The 15,633-nt window shown below is 60.2% G+C and carries 12 protein-coding genes and 1 tRNA gene; 5 read left to right on the top strand and 8 right to left on the bottom strand.

Features of this window, described 5'->3' with window-relative positions:
• Positions 1-40: 40 nt before the first annotated feature.
• The 3 genes from der (at position 41) to L7A15_RS10055 (ending at position 2,599) form a co-directional block, all read left to right on the top strand.
• The gene (der, locus tag L7A15_RS10065; RefSeq protein ID WP_237189688.1) at positions 41-1,618 is read left to right on the top strand and encodes a ribosome biogenesis GTPase Der; all 1,578 of its coding nucleotides are present in this window, start codon (positions 41-43) and stop codon (positions 1,616-1,618) included.
• Positions 1,619-1,841: 223 nt separating this feature from the next.
• A tRNA-Pro gene (locus L7A15_RS10060) sits at positions 1,842-1,915 on the top strand.
• A 357-nt stretch (positions 1,916-2,272) separates the two neighbouring features.
• Entirely contained in the window at positions 2,273-2,599 is a 327-nt protein-coding gene (locus L7A15_RS10055) for a hypothetical protein (protein ID WP_237189689.1), read from the top strand.
• A gap of 87 nt (positions 2,600-2,686) precedes the next feature.
• Here the strand turns inward: L7A15_RS10055 and L7A15_RS10050 are convergent, their stop codons facing one another.
• Positions 2,687-2,800, bottom strand: a complete 114-nt coding sequence (locus tag L7A15_RS10050; protein ID WP_237208964.1) for an S-layer homology domain-containing protein — start codon at positions 2,798-2,800, stop codon at positions 2,687-2,689.
• A gap of 415 nt (positions 2,801-3,215) precedes the next feature.
• Here L7A15_RS10050 and L7A15_RS10045 point away from each other — a divergent pair, with 415 nt between their 5' ends.
• A complete protein-coding gene (locus L7A15_RS10045) occupies positions 3,216-4,871 on the top strand; it encodes an L-lactate permease (RefSeq protein ID WP_237208965.1) in 1,656 nt (551 codons plus the stop codon).
• Positions 4,872-4,987: 116 nt separating this feature from the next.
• Here L7A15_RS10045 and L7A15_RS10040 read toward each other — a convergent pair whose 3' ends face one another.
• The 3 genes from L7A15_RS10040 to L7A15_RS10030 form a co-directional block, all read right to left on the bottom strand.
• Positions 4,988-5,890: a hypothetical protein gene (locus L7A15_RS10040; RefSeq protein WP_237204439.1), complete on the bottom strand. Its 903-nt coding sequence runs from the start codon at positions 5,888-5,890 to the stop codon at positions 4,988-4,990.
• A 179-nt stretch (positions 5,891-6,069) separates the two neighbouring features.
• Entirely contained in the window at positions 6,070-7,299 is a 1,230-nt protein-coding gene (locus tag L7A15_RS10035) for an Mbeg1-like protein (RefSeq protein WP_237208966.1), read from the bottom strand.
• A gap of 2 nt (positions 7,300-7,301) precedes the next feature.
• Entirely contained in the window at positions 7,302-8,156 is an 855-nt protein-coding gene (locus tag L7A15_RS10030; RefSeq protein WP_237208967.1) for a VOC family protein, read from the bottom strand.
• Positions 8,157-8,412: 256 nt separating this feature from the next.
• Here L7A15_RS10030 and L7A15_RS10025 point away from each other — a divergent pair, with 256 nt between their 5' ends.
• A complete protein-coding gene (locus L7A15_RS10025; protein ID WP_237212480.1) occupies positions 8,413-10,608 on the top strand; it encodes an HtaA domain-containing protein in 2,196 nt (731 codons plus the stop codon).
• An 87-nt stretch (positions 10,609-10,695) separates the two neighbouring features.
• Here L7A15_RS10025 and L7A15_RS10020 read toward each other — a convergent pair whose 3' ends face one another.
• The 4 genes from L7A15_RS10020 to L7A15_RS10005 all read right to left on the bottom strand — a co-directional run bounded on the left by L7A15_RS10020 (position 10,696) and on the right by L7A15_RS10005 (position 15,593).
• Positions 10,696-11,205 (bottom strand): methylated-DNA--[protein]-cysteine S-methyltransferase, encoded by a 510-nt coding sequence (locus tag L7A15_RS10020; RefSeq protein ID WP_237208969.1) that lies wholly within the window; start codon positions 11,203-11,205, stop codon positions 10,696-10,698.
• Between the two features lie 114 nt (positions 11,206-11,319).
• Positions 11,320-12,873 (bottom strand): glycerol kinase GlpK, encoded by a 1,554-nt coding sequence (gene glpK / locus L7A15_RS10015; RefSeq protein WP_237208970.1) that lies wholly within the window; start codon positions 12,871-12,873, stop codon positions 11,320-11,322.
• 82 nt (positions 12,874-12,955) lie between these two features.
• A complete protein-coding gene (locus L7A15_RS10010) occupies positions 12,956-13,753 on the bottom strand; it encodes an MIP/aquaporin family protein (protein WP_237208971.1) in 798 nt (265 codons plus the stop codon).
• A 76-nt stretch (positions 13,754-13,829) separates the two neighbouring features.
• The gene (locus L7A15_RS10005) at positions 13,830-15,593 is read right to left on the bottom strand and encodes a glycerol-3-phosphate dehydrogenase/oxidase (protein WP_237208972.1); all 1,764 of its coding nucleotides are present in this window, start codon (positions 15,591-15,593) and stop codon (positions 13,830-13,832) included.
• Positions 15,594-15,633 lie beyond the last annotated feature (40 nt).

The following is a 15,633-nucleotide window of genomic DNA, read 5'->3' as shown; positions in this document are numbered from 1 at the left end:
ACCCCGGCACCCGCCGGGCCCGCACCACAGGAGGAATCGCATGAGCGACGAACTCACCCCCCACGACGACTACGAGGTCAAGTTCCTCGGCGGCGGCGACGATGACGTATCGGACCGCCTGGCCGAAATCGACGACGAAACCGCCAACCAACGCGCAGAAGCCCTACTGGCCGGCCTCGAAGACTACGACCTGGACGACGAAGACCGCGCCCTGCTGGGTTCCTGGGGCTTCGACATCGACGAGGACGACAACCAGGAAGCTGACCCCGTCGTCGCCATCGTTGGCCGCCCCAACGTCGGTAAGTCCACCATCATCAACCGAATCCTGGGCCGCCGCGAAGCCGTCGTTGAAGACAAGCCCGGCGTCACCCGCGACCGCGTCTCCTACAAGGCCGAACACAACGGCAAGGACTTCACCCTGGTCGACACCGGCGGTTGGGAAGCTGACGCCAAGGGTATTGACGCCCAGGTAGCAGCCCAAGCTGAAATCGCTGTTGCCCACGCGGACGTCGTCCTGCTCGTGGTCGACGCCATGGTTGGTATTTCAGCCACCGACGAAGCCATCGTGCGCATGCTCCGCCGCGTCGATAAGCCGATTCTGCTGGTTGCCAACAAGGTTGATACCGAACACCAGGAAGCAGAAATTCACGCCCTCTGGTCACTCGGTATGGGCCAGCCCCACCCCGTCTCCGGTGTTCACGGCCGCGGCCTGGCTGACATGCTTGACGCCATGATGGAGGTGCTGCCCGAACACTCCCAGTACGCCGAACCCGAGGCCCTGGGCGGCCCCCGTCGTATCGCCCTGATCGGCCGCCCCAACGTGGGCAAGTCCTCCCTGCTCAACAAGCTGGCCGGGGAAGAACGCGCCGTCGTTAACGACCTGGCAGGCACCACCCGCGACCCCGTGGACGAAATCGTTGAACTGGGCGGCCGCCCCTGGCGTTTTGTCGATACTGCAGGTATCCGCCGCCGCCAGCACATGGCCAAGGGCGCAGACTTCTACGCCTCCCTGCGTACCCAGACCGCCATTGAGCGTGCTGAGGTTGCCGTAGTGCTCCTGGACGTCTCAGAACCCCTGAGCGAGCAGGACGTCCGCATTGTGCAGATGGCTGTAGACTCCGGCCGAGCCATGGTGCTGGCCTTCAACAAGTGGGACACCCTGGACGAAGACCGCCGCGAAATGCTCGAACGCGAAATTGAACGCGACCTGGCCCACGTGAAGTGGGCCCCCCGCGTCAATATCTCAGCCAAGACCGGCTGGCACAAGGACAAACTGGTTCCCGCCCTGGAACGCTCCCTGGAATCCTGGGACTCCCGTATCCCCACCGGCCGTCTCAACGCCTTCCTGGGTGAAATCGTGGCCGCCCACCCCCACCCCCTGCGCGGTGGCAAGCAGCCCCGTATCCTCTTCGGCACCCAGGTGTCCTCCCGCCCGCCCAAGTTCGTCCTCTTCACCACCGGCTTCCTTGATCCCGGCTACCGCCGCTTCATCGCCCGCCGCCTGCGTGAAACCTTCGACTTCACCGGCACCCCCATTGACATCACCATGCGCGTGCGTGAGCGCCGCAGCCTGGGGGAGCGTCAGAGCGGGAAGTCCGGCAAGGGCGGTCGTCGCTAACCGTGTAGCCTAGGGCTCCAGGACGGGGCGGGGTAGGGCCAGCAGGCACCTGCCCCGCCCCGTGGCCTAGCTGGAGCCTGGCTGGAAACTGGCCACACCAAGAATGTGACCTAAAACGCTTCAAAAAAGCCCCAAAAACCCGGTTTTCGATTTTGCACTCCCTTCAGAAGGTGTGTATAGTTATACGAGTGCTCAAGGGAACGGAAAGTTCACAAGAGACAATCGGGTTGTGGCGCAGCTTGGTAGCGCACTTGACTGGGGGTCAAGGGGTCGCAGGTTCAAATCCTGTCAACCCGACAGAGTAAGCTCTGTTCACTAGGAAACTAGTGAACAGAGCTTTTTTGTATCCCCTGGTAGCGTCATATTTCTGCCAGGTGAGTAGTAGCTTCACTAAACGTGGTGGGTTAGGACGCCCTTCCCCCTCTTTTCCCCTGCAAGGGCAAGGCCGAGGGGTGGTGAAGGGTTTTCCACAGGGCCCTGGTGGTCTGGGCAGGCCGGTAGGTTTTTTCTACCCTGGACAGTATGACGAACCTTGAAGAACTCAGCACCAAACTTTTGACCTATCACAGCTTGGCCCACCGCTACGCACATACCCACCAGCTATCTGCTGCCTTGAATAAAGGGGTTTACAGGAGAGTGGTTCGGGGGGCCTACATGCACAGTAAGGACTGGGAGCGGCTCACTGCTGAAGAACAGTACCTGGCCCGTATCGTAGCCCAGACTGCTTCTACCCCTGATCTTATTTTTTCGCACCATACCGCCGCCATCTTGCACGGCTTGCCCTACAGTGATGTGCCAGAGACCCTGCACGTCTATTCCTATCACCGTACCCGCGCCCAGGGGTTCACCGTTCACCATGGGGAACTGTACTTGCCCACTGACACCACCGTGTTCAGCCCGGGAATTCGCGTAACTAGCCTGGAACGTACCCTAGCTGACCTGGCAGACCGTCCAAGCCACCGCTACCTCGTGAGCTTGTAGGCAACATAAGAGCCGGCCCCACCCAGGAGGGTGGAACCGGCTCATGCTACCCGGTAGGCTCCCCATAGGGGGCTGGGGTAGGTCTTCCTAGGTCAGGATCTCGAAGCGGTAGATGAAGGCGGCCATGGCATCTCGTTTAACCGTTTCTACCGGGCGGAAGGTCTGGTCTGACCAGCCCGTGGTGATGCCGCGTGAGCGCATCCATGCAGAAACATAGATTAGTGGTTTGCGATGGCATGATGTTTAGCTTCAGGGCTGTGTGGGTTCTGTGGGGTTTGTGGGGTGGGCCGGTAGGGGGCAGTCTTACTGTTGTCTGGGAGTGTAAGCAAGTACACGGCCTTAAGGTAAGGGGTGAAATAAGGGGAGTGAAGCCCAGATCTAGGGTTTAAAAAACCTCTTGTGACTTGCATAAATGCTGGTTTTTGTGATCCGGGGTTGGATGGTGGGCAGGCTTGTCTGTCTTCAGGGGGAATAGACCAAAAGCGCTGAACAGGCCCTGTGTTGGTTTTCCTGTGTTTTGTGTGTGAATCAGTGGTATTTTAGAAGAGAACGAAGTGCTAAAAGCACATAAACACAAGCGCGGGATAACAGCCCGCAGTGAAGGAAAACTAATCCTATGTGGCAGCAGGTCTACGACCCACTGAACAACCAGGCACTCTCAGCCCTCGTGGCAGCCGTGCCGATCCTCGTCTTCCTCCTCGGGCTCACCGTCCTCAAAATGAAGGGCCTCCACGCCGCCCTCGTCGCACTCGCAGCGGCTGTCGGCCTCGCCGTCCTTGTCTTCGGCATGCCCTTCGCCTCCTCGATCTCAGCGATCGGATACGGCTTCCTCTCCGGCATGTGGCCCATCGGCTGGATCGTCCTCATGGCCGTCTGGCTCTACCGCATCACCGTCCGCGCCGGTAACTTCGACGTCATTCGAGGCTCCGTCTCAGCAGTCTCCGCTGACCAGCGCATCCAGGTACTGCTCATCGCCTTCTGCTTCGGTGGCTTCCTTGAAGGCGCTGCAGGCTTCGGTATCCCCATCGCCATCTGTGCCGCCCTGCTCGTTACCCTAGGCTTCGACCCCATCAAGGCCTGTCTCGTGGCCCTGGTATCAAACGTCGCGTCCGGCGCCTACGGTGCTATCGGCATCCCCGTCCTCACCGGCTCCACCGTCTCCGGCGTACCCCATGCTGACCTCAACTCCATGATGGTCTGGGTCCTGCAGCTCATCACCGTCTTCGTCCCCGTCCTGCTCGTCATGATGCTGGACGGCCTGCGCGGCCTCAAGGAAACCGGCCTCGTTGCCCTGGGCCTAGGCATCGTCGTCTCCGCCGCCCAGGCAGGCGTTCTGCTGGCAATCGGCCCCGAACTCGTTGACATCATCCCCTTCCTGCTCGGTCTGATTCTGCTGGCCGTCACCATGATGAAGTGGCAGCCCGCCCACATCTACCGTGAGCCCGGCGCCCCCTCCCTTGAAGAACTTGAAAAGAGCCCCAGCGGCTTCACCTTCTCTGGTGTCGTCAAGGCCTGGAGCCCCTTCATCGTCCTGTCCATCATGATCCTGCTCTGGTCCACCCCCGTGGTCAAGAACCTGGTCAAACCCGCAACTGAAACTGCAGCAGCAGGCGCCCTGAACTGGACCACCATCCCCGTCAAGATGCCCGCCCTGCACGGCCAGATTTCCCAGGTTTCTCCCATCGTGGCTGAACCTACCGCCATGAAAGCTGTCTGGAACTGGAACCTCCTCGGCGCCTCGGGCACCGCTATCCTCTTGGCCGCCCTCATCACCATTGCTATCTCAAACATCAGCTGGAAGGCTGCCTTCGAAGAACTCGGCGGCGCCTGGAAGCAGCTGTGGCAGCCCATCCTGCTGATCTGCCTGGTTATGGCTGTTGCGAACGTGATGAACTTCGGTGGCATGTCCTCCGCCCTGGCCCTGGCCCTGGCAGCTGTCGGTTCCATCTTCCCGCTCTTCTCGCCCATCATCGGCTGGATCGGCGTGTTCGTCACCGGCTCCGTGGTCAACAACAACACCCTCTTCGCCGGCCTGCAGGCCACCACCGCAAGCCAGATTGGCGCCAACTCCGGCCTGCTGGTTGCTGCGAACACCGCAGGTGGTGTCATGGCTAAGGTCGTCTCCCCGCAGTCCATCGCAATTGCAGCCGCGTCAGTCAACATGTCTGGCCAGGAATCCAAGATCACCAATGCCGCGATCAAGTACTCGCTGGCCCTGCTGGTCATCCTCTGCGTCTGGGTCTACGTCCTCTCACTGGTCATGCCCGCCTAAGACGCTAAGTTCCACTCGGCACTCAAGGCATAAAGGACGCCCGCCCCACCCATCCTGCCTCTGGCAAGGACGAGTGGGGCGGGCGTTCATTACTTCCCGGGGCGGGGAGCGGGACTCTACAATTCCGTAAATTCGGTGGCGTTAAAGCGGAAGGTGGTCGTTCCGTTGGAACAGACCAGGTAGGTGCCGTCGTTGAGGCAGGAGGCTGTTGCTGTATTAATGGAATACCCGGTAGGGAGAGGCTCAACGTCTGTGACCACAGTGCTTTCCTTAGTGGTGTTTTGGACTATTGAGCCGTTTTCATCGAAACGAATCGTTAGGTTGGTATTGCCACCGCTGGGGGTCACACAAATGAAGTGGTTGCCTTCACCGAAGGAGCAACTCACCCCGTGGGCCTGGGCCGTGATAGAAAAGTGGCCGGTGAGGGACGTCAGGGAGTAGGGGAGGGGGTCGCCGATCGGGATTCCCCCTAAACGGTAGTCAGTCATGGCTTCAAGTCGGTTGCCCTTGCCTTCACAGGTGACGGTTCGACCCATAAAGGTGGTGGCAAACTCTGAGTAGGAGTTACAGGTGTACCCATTGATATTGACCGGGTCGGTGGATCCGGTGAATTGGGCGTTGAAGTCTGCGAAGACCTGCTGGACTTCAGTGCAGCTTGCTGATCCTTCTGCGAGGACGAGGGTGGTGCGTCCGGTGTTGCTGGGGCCGCAGTTGGTGCCGGCCTGGGCGAGAGGTTCAGCATCCTGGGTGGGTTCCGGGGTGGGCTGCTCAGGGGTGGGGCTGGCTTGCTCGCTGCTGGCTTCAGCAGTGGGGCTTGGGGCCGGGGAGGTTTCCTGGGCGCTGGGGCTGGCTGAGGTCGCGGGTGCGCTGCTTGCTACCGGAGAAGCCGCGGCACTTGAGACTGTCGGGCTGGCTTCAGTGGTTGAGGCTTCCGTGTTTCCCTGGCTCCCGCAGGCTGACAAAAGGAGGACGGCACAAACTGCTGAGATAGCAGATGCCTTGCTTAAGGTGGTAGACATAAGGGTTCCCTCACGAGTGATTAATGGTATGTGACGCCCAGCTTACCCCAAGGAAACTCTCATGAAGGGCCTATCGCACCCCTTGTTCTGTGCTCTGCAGGAGAATACTCCAGAAACTCTTCCTGGGTACCCCTTGCCCTTGAGGACGGTGGGCCAGCAGGGACGGGGCGTCAGGGGGTCTACGCCTCGCCGTCCTCGGTGACCGGGGCCCCGTCCGTCCTCTGCCCAGCCCACATTGAGCCGAAACGGGTCATCAAGGACGCCCGCAAACCTGCCTCAAACTGGACGAGCCGGGACGTCTCAGCGGTAGATTTCTGCTCACTCCGAACCTGCCTCCACAAGGCCAAATAATCCTCCAAGCACTCCTGAGCCAGGGCGTAGGATTCAGGGTCTAGCTCGGCAGACTTGGCTTTCATCCGCTGAACAAAAGGCACAACATTCTGGGTAATCTCAAGAAGACTGGTGTAACCCTCATCCAGCGCCAGCGCAAAACAGATATCAACAACCTGCTGGATTTCTTCCGGGGTGTGACGGTTCAACCAGGCGCGGGTGACCTGCTCCACCCGGTCACTGGACGGAGTCGGGTGCCCTGCACGCATGAACTCGCCCTCGGGCGTACACCGCCACAGAAAAATAGAGTGCTGCATCAAACCGAAAGCACCGCTAGTCACAACCTCAGGGGTTGACCTCTTATACATCAGGCGGCCCACAATACTATCGACCGGGATGATATCCACGAGCTTACCCAGGATCCTCTGATACCCGGGGTGGTCTAGGAAACCTTCCACAAAACCCGGCGCATCAAAGGCCAGTACCTGGGTGATGCCGTCCTGCCCCTGCGTACTTTGCACGCTAGCAGCGTGAACTGCAAGATGCCCACCCTTAGAATGGCCGGTTACATACACAGGCTCAGGCGATTTAGAGGCCAGGGCCTGGCTTAAATACTCCACCGCCAAAGCCTGGGCTGGGATATCCTGCCGGGCCGCCAGATGAAAATCTTCTTTCCAACCGATTAAGGTATCGTCCGTTCCCCGGAACACCACCTGACGGTGAACCCCCGGAATAACCAGAGTTAAAGCCGCAAACTGCACCTGCTCTGAGGCGTCCTGCCGGGCCGCATAGTGATAAAAACGAAGCCCAGAAAACCGTTGGGAAGCTGCCACCAGCTTCAGGAGCTGGAGACGCTGGCCGGTGGCTAAAAACCAGTTAGACCGCAAGCTGCTATCGGTTATAAACTCCTGGGCCAGCTGGCCCACCCCAATGCCGTGAACAAAACCGGCATGGTGCTCAGCCAGGGCATCCAGGGGAAGATAAGCTAGTTCGTTCAGCAGGCACAGATCTGCCGGGGCCAGGGGCCTTTCGTCGAAAGAAGCCCCCAGGCACCGCTGGGCGTAGGTTAAGAGGTTCATGGCTACAGCTGGTTGAGGTCAATTTTTCCCATCGCGAGAACGGACGAAAGGGTATCCGGGTCGGCCATCAACTCCCCAATGTTCTGGGGCAGGACCTGCCAGGAAACCCCGTAAGAATCCACGCACCAGCCGCACCGCTCGGCGTCCGGAACCTGGGACAAAACCTTCCAGGCCCCGTCAATGCCCGCCTGGTCCTGGTAGAAGAGGACGATTGAGACCCCGGGGGAGAAGGTGAAATCGTGGAAGGTACCGGCATCAATTGCAGAGAACACCCCGTCACCCAGAGTGAAGGTGGTGAGCTGGACGGCTTCAGGTTCTAAGTAGGAGCCCTCCCCATGACGGGTCAGGCTCAGGCGCTCGCCGCCCAGCAGGCTCATCCAGGTGTCGGTGGCCTTCTCGCAGTGGCCGTGGGCGATATTGCCGAACATGAAGCAGGGGGTGAAGAAGGGTAGGTCGCTGGGGGTTTCTTCGAGCATGAGCTGCCAGGTGAAGCCGTAGCGGTCGCGTACCCAGGCAAAAAGTGGGGCAAAGGGGTAGGCCTGAAGGGGTATAAGATCCCCGCCTTCGCCTACAGCCTGGTAGGTGCGCCGCAGGGCTTCTTCGGCCTGGTCCTGGCTGCCAAACCTGTCGGCGGAGAAGCGGAGGAAACCGGAGATTGACGGATTGGGCGAGTAGGTGTTGCCTGCCGTCAGAAGAAAGAGGCTGGTTCCGTCGATGCTGAGGGTTGAAAGCATGGGGTTGGGGGACGCAGTGGTGAGGGGAAGGGCCTGGCTGTAGTAGTCGGTGGCCTCCTGGGCATCAGCGTCGATCCAAACGCAGGCGGCCGGGGTGGCTGAGGGAGCGAAGGTGGAAGTCATACTTTCTATTCTGCCAGGAGGGGGTAGGACGCGGGGCCGGTTAGGGGAGTACGTCCTGGCAGGGTGACGGCAATCCGGGCTAAAAATAGCAAATAAGTTAAAAAAGTATGTCTTAATAGGTTAATATTCTCGATTAAGCTGGTAGGCCTCACTATGATAAATGGGTACACAAAGCTCAAACTTAGGTAATACTAATAAATAAGTTTGACTAGGCCACACATCGCCTTTATTTCCAACACCATCAAGGATGATCGAGTTGAAAACACCCCACACAGTGACAGCTCTTGCAGCTGCCCTCATCGTCGGCTCAGCAGCGGCAGCCCCCACCATTGCCTACGCAACCCCCGACCAGGCCCTTGAAGCCGCACCGGCTGTGTCCTCACCTGCAGAAGCAAATCAGCCCGTTAGCCTCGTGGAAGGCTCAGCTAACTGGAACTACGTCAACAGCTGGCGCAGCTACCTCGGGCCAGGCGCTGAAACCCACCTCGAAGGTAACCGCATTCTTCCCGGCACCAAGGACCTCGAATGGCAGGCGGCCCCCGGCCAAACCTTCGACCCGGCCAACCCCGGCAAACTGCACTTCACCGGCCACGTCCACTGGAGCAAATACAACGGCTACCTTGACGTCCACTTCAAAAACCCCACCATTGACTTCGCCAACAAGCAGCTGCTTGTCGATGCAACCACCGCCAACACTATGGCAGGCACCGGGCCGGCCCAGGCAACCCAAGAAGCTATTGCCGACCTGCCCGACCTCACCTGGGAAATCCGCGGTAACACCCTGCTGGTCTACTCACACGCACCCGTGATTGCCGAGCTGTCAGAACGAATCGTCGGTTTCTATAAGGGGGATAAGGGAGCGCCTATCCTTGCTACCTTCGAGCTAGCCGGGGGTGACCCCACAGCAGCTGACCGTCCTCTGCCTATCTTCTGGAAGATTTTCCCCGACCTCTACGAGGACCCCTTCTTCCGCCCGCCCCTCACTGATCCTGACGAAGCGGTCTTCGAAGTCAACGTGCCTGATCCGGCCCTGCGCAAGTGCATCTTCACCACTTTGGGAATTCCCGAAGATACCGCAATTGTCAATAAGGTTCTGCAGCAGATCCAGACCCTGCCCTGCATTGGATACAGCACTCCAGCTGACGAAAAAATTACTGACCTCACCGGCCTTGAGCACGCCCGCAACCTCAGCTGGCTGCGCATTCCTTACCAGGCAGTCAGCGACCTCAGCCCCTTGGCTGGCCTGACCAAGCTGCATAGTATCGACGTTTCTCACAACCAGGTAAAAGACCTCACCCCCCTGGCCCAGGTTCCTTCCCTGGGTAGCCTCACCGCTGAAAACAACAAGATTCGCAGCCTTGAACCCTTAGCTGGCCTCGAAGAACTTACCGTCGTCAAGGTCAACAACAATCGCCTCACCCACCTCACCGGCTTGCCCTACCGGGTCAAGACTGTCCAAGCCGATAACAATAGGGTGGCTGACCTGAGCTGGGTGAGCTTCAAAAATACCCCCTACCTCATTGACATCTCCCTCCGCCATAACCGGCTGACCGGGGTCCAGACTCTCCCTGAAATTGAAAAGATTCAGCGGGTTGATTTGCGCAATAACTTCATCTCTGACCCCTGTGCACTTGCGGTCTGGGCGGATAACTCAGATTTGCTGAGCTTGAAATTGCAGTACAACTCCTTTGAGGATTGGAGCTGCCTCTCTGGTATCAGCCGGACTGACGTTGCTGACCCTGCCTGGGGCGAAGTCAACGAGACGAACCCCGAGAAACTAGAAGACCTGCTGGCCCGGGATGCCGAAGAGGACGCCGCTGAAGCAGCACTTGAGCCTACCCCTGAGCCCACTCCCGAGCCGACACCGGAACCTACTCCCGAGCCGACACCGGAACCTACTCCCGAGCCGACACCGGAACCTACTCCCGAGCCCACTCCGGAACCTACTCCCGAGCCCACTCCGGAACCTACTCCCGAGCCGACCCCTGAGCCGACCCCTGAGCCGACCCCTGAGCCGACCCCTGAGCCGACCCCTGAGCCGACCCCCGAGCCCACGCCTGTTCCTACCCCCGAACCTACCCAGGAGGTAACGCCAGAGACTGCACCCGAACCAACCGCTGAACCAACCGATCAAGCTGCCACCGACGTCCACAAGACTGATACCCTCATCAAGGCCGATGTAGTCAGCCCTGAGCGGGCAGCCCCTGATCTAACGGCTCCGAAGAATGAAGAAAACACCGGAAATCTTCAGACGCCTTTCATCAAGCCTTCACCTTCAACCGATACAGTTTCAACTATGAATACACATAAAACCTATGGCGGCCCTTCCCAAAATCTTGCCGCAACTGGTCTTGCTAAAGACATCGTCGTCAATAGCTTCGCAGCTTTTGGCCTGCTGGCTTCTGGACTTGCAATGGTTGCAGCCCAGCGCATCGGTCTGAACCGCAAGTAAACTCTAACTCCCAAGAACGGCCCCGCCCCGCTTACCAATCTCACGGTTGGTAAGCGGGGCGGGGTCGTCCTGGCCTATTCAAGACCGTTAGAAGAGGCGGCCTTCCTCGGCAGCACTGGGGGCTTCAAGGGTGAGCAGGAATTGCTTGCGCTCCAGCCCACCGGCGTAACCAGTAAGTTTCCCATCTGCAGAAAGAACCCTGTGACAGGGAATGAAAATTGACAGTTTATTGTGGCCTACGGCCTGGCCAACCGCCTGGGCGGGGGCACCTGGGCCCACGATCTTTGAGATCGCCCCGTAGGTGGTGGTGTATCCGTAGGGAATATCAAGCAGAGCCTCCCACACGGCTAGCTGAAAATCAGTGCCGTCAGGCTTGAGCGGCACCTCAAATTCCTGGCGGCTCCCCTCAAAATATTCAAGAAGTTGGGCTGCTGCGTCCGTCAGAACATCGCAGTCGCTGACCTCAACCCGGTGGCCCAGCACTTCAGTCTTCGGGGCGTGGGCCTGGCCGAGAAACCAGGCGCCGGTGAGGGAGGTGCCGTCCGAAGCTAAAATCATCTCCCCCAAAGGGGTTGTGGTGTGGGCGTGGTAGGTCATGTCACAAGCCTATCTCATCAGCAGTTGGTGATAAGAAAGGCCCTCCCTTCACCCCAAAGTGAAGAGAGGACCCATCATGCGGTTCAGTAGTCAGTAATAGAAGGAGGCTAGGGGCTAGTCCTGCTCGACGTCTTCATCGACCCAGTCCAGGGTCTTAGAGACGGCCTTCTTCCACAGGCGGTACTGGCGCTCGACTTCGTCCTTGTCCATGGCAGGCTCCCAGCGCTTGTCCTCGGCCCAGTTGTCGATGACGTCCTGCTCGCCCTCCCAGAAGCCGACGGCGATACCGGCGGCGTAGGCAGCACCCAGGGCGGTGGTTTCGATGACCTTGGGGCGGATAACGGGTACACCCAGCAGGTCGGCCTGGAACTGCATGAGGAACTCGTTGGCGGTCATACCGCCGTCGACGCGCAGTTCTTCCAGGGAGACCTTGGTGCCTGCTGCTTCGGCGTCGGCATTCATGGCGTCCAGAACTTCGCGGGTTTGGAAGGCGGTTGCTTCAAGGGCTGCGCGGACGATGTGGGCGCGGTTGACGTAGCGGGTCAGACCAACGATGACGCCGCGGGCGTCGGATCGCCAGTGGGGTGCGAAGAGGCCGGAGAAGGCCGGGACGACGTAGCAGCCGCCGGAGTTTTCAACGCTGGTGGCCAGTTCTTCTGATTCGGCGGCGTTGTCGATCATCTTGAGGTTGTCGCGCAGCCACTGGATCAGGGAGCCGGAGACGGCGACAGAGCCTTCGAGGGCGTAGACGGGGTCGGCGTCGCCCAGCTTGTAGGCTACGGTGGTGAGTAGGCCGTTTTCTGAAATGACGGGCTCGTTACCGGTGTTCATGAGCATGAAGTTGCCGGTGCCGTAGGTGTTCTTGGCCTTGCCCTTTTCGAAGCAGGCCTGGCCGAAGGTGGCTGCCTGCTGGTCGCCCAGAATACCGGCGATGGGGGTGCCGTTGAGCAGACCCTTGGAACGGCCGTAACCGTAGATTTCGGAGGAGGACTTGATTTCGGGCAGCATACTCATGGGAATGCCCATGTCAGCGGCAATTGATTCGTCCCATTCCAGGGTCTTGATGTTCATCAGCAGGGTGCGAGAAGCGTTGGTGACGTCGGTGACGTGTACGCCGCCCTCAACACCGCCGGTCAGGTTCCACAGGACCCAAGTGTCGGTGTTACCGAAGAGCAGGTCGCCTGCTTCTGCCTTCTCACGGGCGCCTTCGACGTTGTCGAGGATCCACTTAATCTTGGGGCCTGAGAAGTAGGTGGCCAGGTTGAGGCCGACGATGTCGTGGTACTTACCGGGGCCGTCTTCGCCTGCCAGTTCGTCACAGATTTTCTGGGTGCGGGTGTCCTGCCAGACGATGGCGTTGTAGACGGGCTTGCCGGTGTTCTTGTCCCAGACGACGGCGGTTTCACGCTGGTTGGTGATACCGACGGCGGCGATTTCGTGGTGGTTGACTTCCGCCTTGGTGAGGGCTTCACCGACGGCCTTACGGACGTTCTCCCAGATTTCCAACGGATTGTGTTCAACCCAGCCGGCCTTGGGGAAGATCTGTTCGTGCTCGTACTGGCCGACGCTCTTGATTTCACCGGTCTTGGTGAAGAGGATGGCGCGGGAGCTGGTGGTGCCCTGGTCGATGGAGAGGACGTACTTCTTGCGCTCGGGGAGCTGTGACATGGTTTTCTCTTTTCGTGAGTGCGCCTTCCTTGGCGCGGTGAGGGGTTGTCTTTAGTTTAGGGGGCGGACGCCGGTGCTCGGCTTAGCCCAGCAGGGCGGGGACGAGAAGGGCAGCAGCTGCGGCGCCGAGGAGCGGACCTACGACGGGAACCCAGGCGTAGGCCCAGTCAGAGGAGCCCTTGCCCTTGATGGGCATGAGGGCGTGGGCCAGGCGGGGTGCCAGGTCGCGGGCGGGGTTGATGGCGTAACCGGTGGGGGTACCCAGGGACAGGCCGATGGAGACGACGATGAAGGCGACCGCCAGGGGGCCGAGGCCTGAGGGGGTGCTGCCGGAAGCCAGTACGAAGCCGACCAGGACGAAAGCGCCGAAGGCCTCGGTCAGGGTGTTCCAGCCGTAGGAGCGAATAGCGGGGCCGGTGGAGAAGATACCCTTGGTGGTTCCGGGTTCTGCCTCGTCAAAGTGCTTCTTGTAGACCAGGTAGGCGCCCCAGGCACCCAGGAAGGCACCGATCATCTGGGCTGCTACGTAAACGAAGAAGTGACCAACGGTGGGGGCAATACCGGGGGCAAAGTCATTACCGGCAATCAACAGGCCCAGGGTAACAGCAGGGTTCAGGTGAGCACCGGAGGGGGCTGACATGTAAACGGCGGCAAACACTGCAAAGCCCCAACCGAAGGCAATAGTCAGCCAGTCGGTGTTCTTGGCTGCTGACTTGGGCAGGGTGACTGCGGCGCAGACACCTGCACCCAGCAGAATCAGAATGCCGGTACCAATAATTTCAGAAACAAAAGCGCCGAGCAGGGTTGCAGAACCGTCTGCTGTGAAAAGGGCGCTTGCCTGAATGCTAGCGTCAGCACCAGCTGCCAGTAGTGAGCTCATCGTTGACCTCGTATTTTCTGTGCGGGCCGGGTGCCTGATACGGACACCTGGCGGTTGTTAGTGATAAAAGATGGTGTTAGTGGAGAGTAGTGACAGGACGGCGGGGCGCCACATGGGTTGCCCCGAGAACCTCAGCCGCGGCGTCTGCGTCCTCGGTATGGGTTTCAGCTGCGGCGATAGCCTCAACCCGCTCGGCGTAAATCGCCTTTTCGCGGGCCACGGTGGCCTCGTCCCAGCCAAGTTCAGCGGCCATGATCTCAAGGATTTCGTCGGCGGCGGACAAGCCACGGTCGGTAGCCTCAAGATCCAGGCGGACGCGGCGCACCAGCACGTCCTCAAGGTGCAGGGCACCTTCAGCACGCACCGCCATGGCCACATCGGCCCGCAGGAACTGGGGGGCCTGCGCCAGGGGAGTACCCAGGGCAGGGTCTTCCTTGATGAGGGAGATAATATCGGCCAGCTCAGCGCCGTAGCGCTCCAGCAGGTGCTCCACACGGGCAGCATCCCAGCCGTTCTCAGCAGCCAGCGCACCAGCGCGGGCAGCCAAAGCTTCATAACCTTCAGCACCGACCAGCTTGATGTTCTCGGTGACAGAGGGCAGGGTCTTGGCGCGGTCACCCAGGGCAAAGTCCACGGCGTCCTTAGCCATAACCCGGTAGGTGGTCAACTTACCACCGGCAATAGCGCTCATACCCGGGGCGATTTCCATGACGGTGTGCTCACGCGACACCTTGGTCGAAGCGGCGTTTTCACCCTTCTTAGCCACCGGCTGCAGCAGGGGGCGCAGACCAGCGTAAGAGCTAATAATGTCAGCCTCGGTCAGCTCATCAGCGATCAGCTTATTGGCCTGGTCCAGCACGTAGCGGATGTCAGCCTTGGTGGCGACGGGGCGCTCGCGGTCCTCAGTGTAGGGGGTGTCGGTGGTGCCGATAATCCAGTAGCGCTGCCAGGGGATGATGAAGAGCACGGACTTTTCGGTCTTGGTGAAGATACCGCTGGTTGCCTTGATACGGTCGCGGGGCACGGTGATGTGGACGCCCTTAGAAGCCAGCACCTTCAGGCCCTGGTCCTTGGTTGCCATGGACTCGGATTCTTCGGTCCACACGCCGGTTGCGTTGATGATGTGGGCGGCCTTGACGGTCTTCTCATCGCCGGTTTCAAGGTCAACAATCTGGGCGCCGGTGACTCGCCCGGCGGCGTCCTTGTTAATAGCGGTGACCTGGGTGCGGGAGGCTGCCAGGGCGCCGTAGCCTGCGCCGGTGCGGACCAGGTCGATGACGAGGCGGGCGTCGTCCACGCGGGCATCGTAGAACTGGATAGCGCCGGTGAAGGCTGAATCCTTGATACCGGGGAAGACCTTCTTGGTGCCTTCCTTGGTGAAGTGGCGCTGGGCGGGCACGGTGCGGTGGCCGCCAGCCCCGGCGAAGGCCATGGTGTCGTACATGCCGATGCCAATAGCCGAGTAGGCGCGTTCAATGACGGGCATCTTGAGGGGCCAGAGGAATGGCTGGGCCTTGACTAGGTGCGGGGCGGTGCGTTCGAGCAGCAGGCCGCGTTCCTTGAGGGCTTCGGCAACTAGCTTGAAGTCCAGGTTGTAGAGGTAGCGCAGGCCGCCGTGTACGAGCTTGGAGGACCAGGCGCTGGTGCCTGCCGCCCAGTCGCCTGCCTCGACGATGGCAGTGCGTAGGCCGCGGGTTGCGGCGTCCAGGGCGATGCCTGCGCCGGTGACGCCGCCGCCGATGACCAGGACGTCTACGCCGGCTTCATCGGTCATGGCGGCTAGGGCCTGGGTGCGGGTCTCTGCGGTGAGGTGGGACTGGGTGGTGAAGGTGGCAGTCATGGGGATCTTCCTTGCGACGGGGTGCCTGTTATTGTCTTTG

The sequence above is a fragment of the Rothia nasimurium genome (assembly GCF_928391935.1).
In the GTDB taxonomy this organism is placed as follows: domain Bacteria; phylum Actinomycetota; class Actinomycetes; order Actinomycetales; family Micrococcaceae; genus Rothia; species Rothia nasimurium_D.
This window is presented reverse-complemented; position numbering and strand designations above follow the sequence as displayed.

Excerpts from the sequence above, each read along its gene's own strand:
- der (WP_237189688.1), top strand. The coding sequence starts at position 41 with ATGAGCGACGAACTCACCCCCCACGACGACTACGAGGTCAAGTTCCTC.
- L7A15_RS10055 (WP_237189689.1), top strand. The coding sequence starts at position 2,273 with ATGCACAGTAAGGACTGGGAGCGGCTCACTGCTGAAGAACAGTACCTG.
- L7A15_RS10050 (WP_237208964.1), bottom strand. The coding sequence starts at position 2,800 with ATGCGCTCACGCGGCATCACCACGGGCTGGTCAGACCAGACCTTCCGC.
- L7A15_RS10045 (WP_237208965.1), top strand. The coding sequence starts at position 3,216 with ATGTGGCAGCAGGTCTACGACCCACTGAACAACCAGGCACTCTCAGCC.
- L7A15_RS10040 (WP_237204439.1), bottom strand. The coding sequence starts at position 5,890 with ATGTCTACCACCTTAAGCAAGGCATCTGCTATCTCAGCAGTTTGTGCC.
- L7A15_RS10035 (WP_237208966.1), bottom strand. The coding sequence starts at position 7,299 with ATGAACCTCTTAACCTACGCCCAGCGGTGCCTGGGGGCTTCTTTCGAC.
- L7A15_RS10030 (WP_237208967.1), bottom strand. The coding sequence starts at position 8,156 with ATGACTTCCACCTTCGCTCCCTCAGCCACCCCGGCCGCCTGCGTTTGG.
- L7A15_RS10020 (WP_237208969.1), bottom strand. The coding sequence starts at position 11,205 with ATGACCTACCACGCCCACACCACAACCCCTTTGGGGGAGATGATTTTA.
- glpK (WP_237208970.1), bottom strand. The coding sequence starts at position 12,873 with ATGTCACAGCTCCCCGAGCGCAAGAAGTACGTCCTCTCCATCGACCAG.
- L7A15_RS10010 (WP_237208971.1), bottom strand. The coding sequence starts at position 13,753 with ATGAGCTCACTACTGGCAGCTGGTGCTGACGCTAGCATTCAGGCAAGC.
- L7A15_RS10005 (WP_237208972.1), bottom strand. The coding sequence starts at position 15,593 with ATGACTGCCACCTTCACCACCCAGTCCCACCTCACCGCAGAGACCCGC.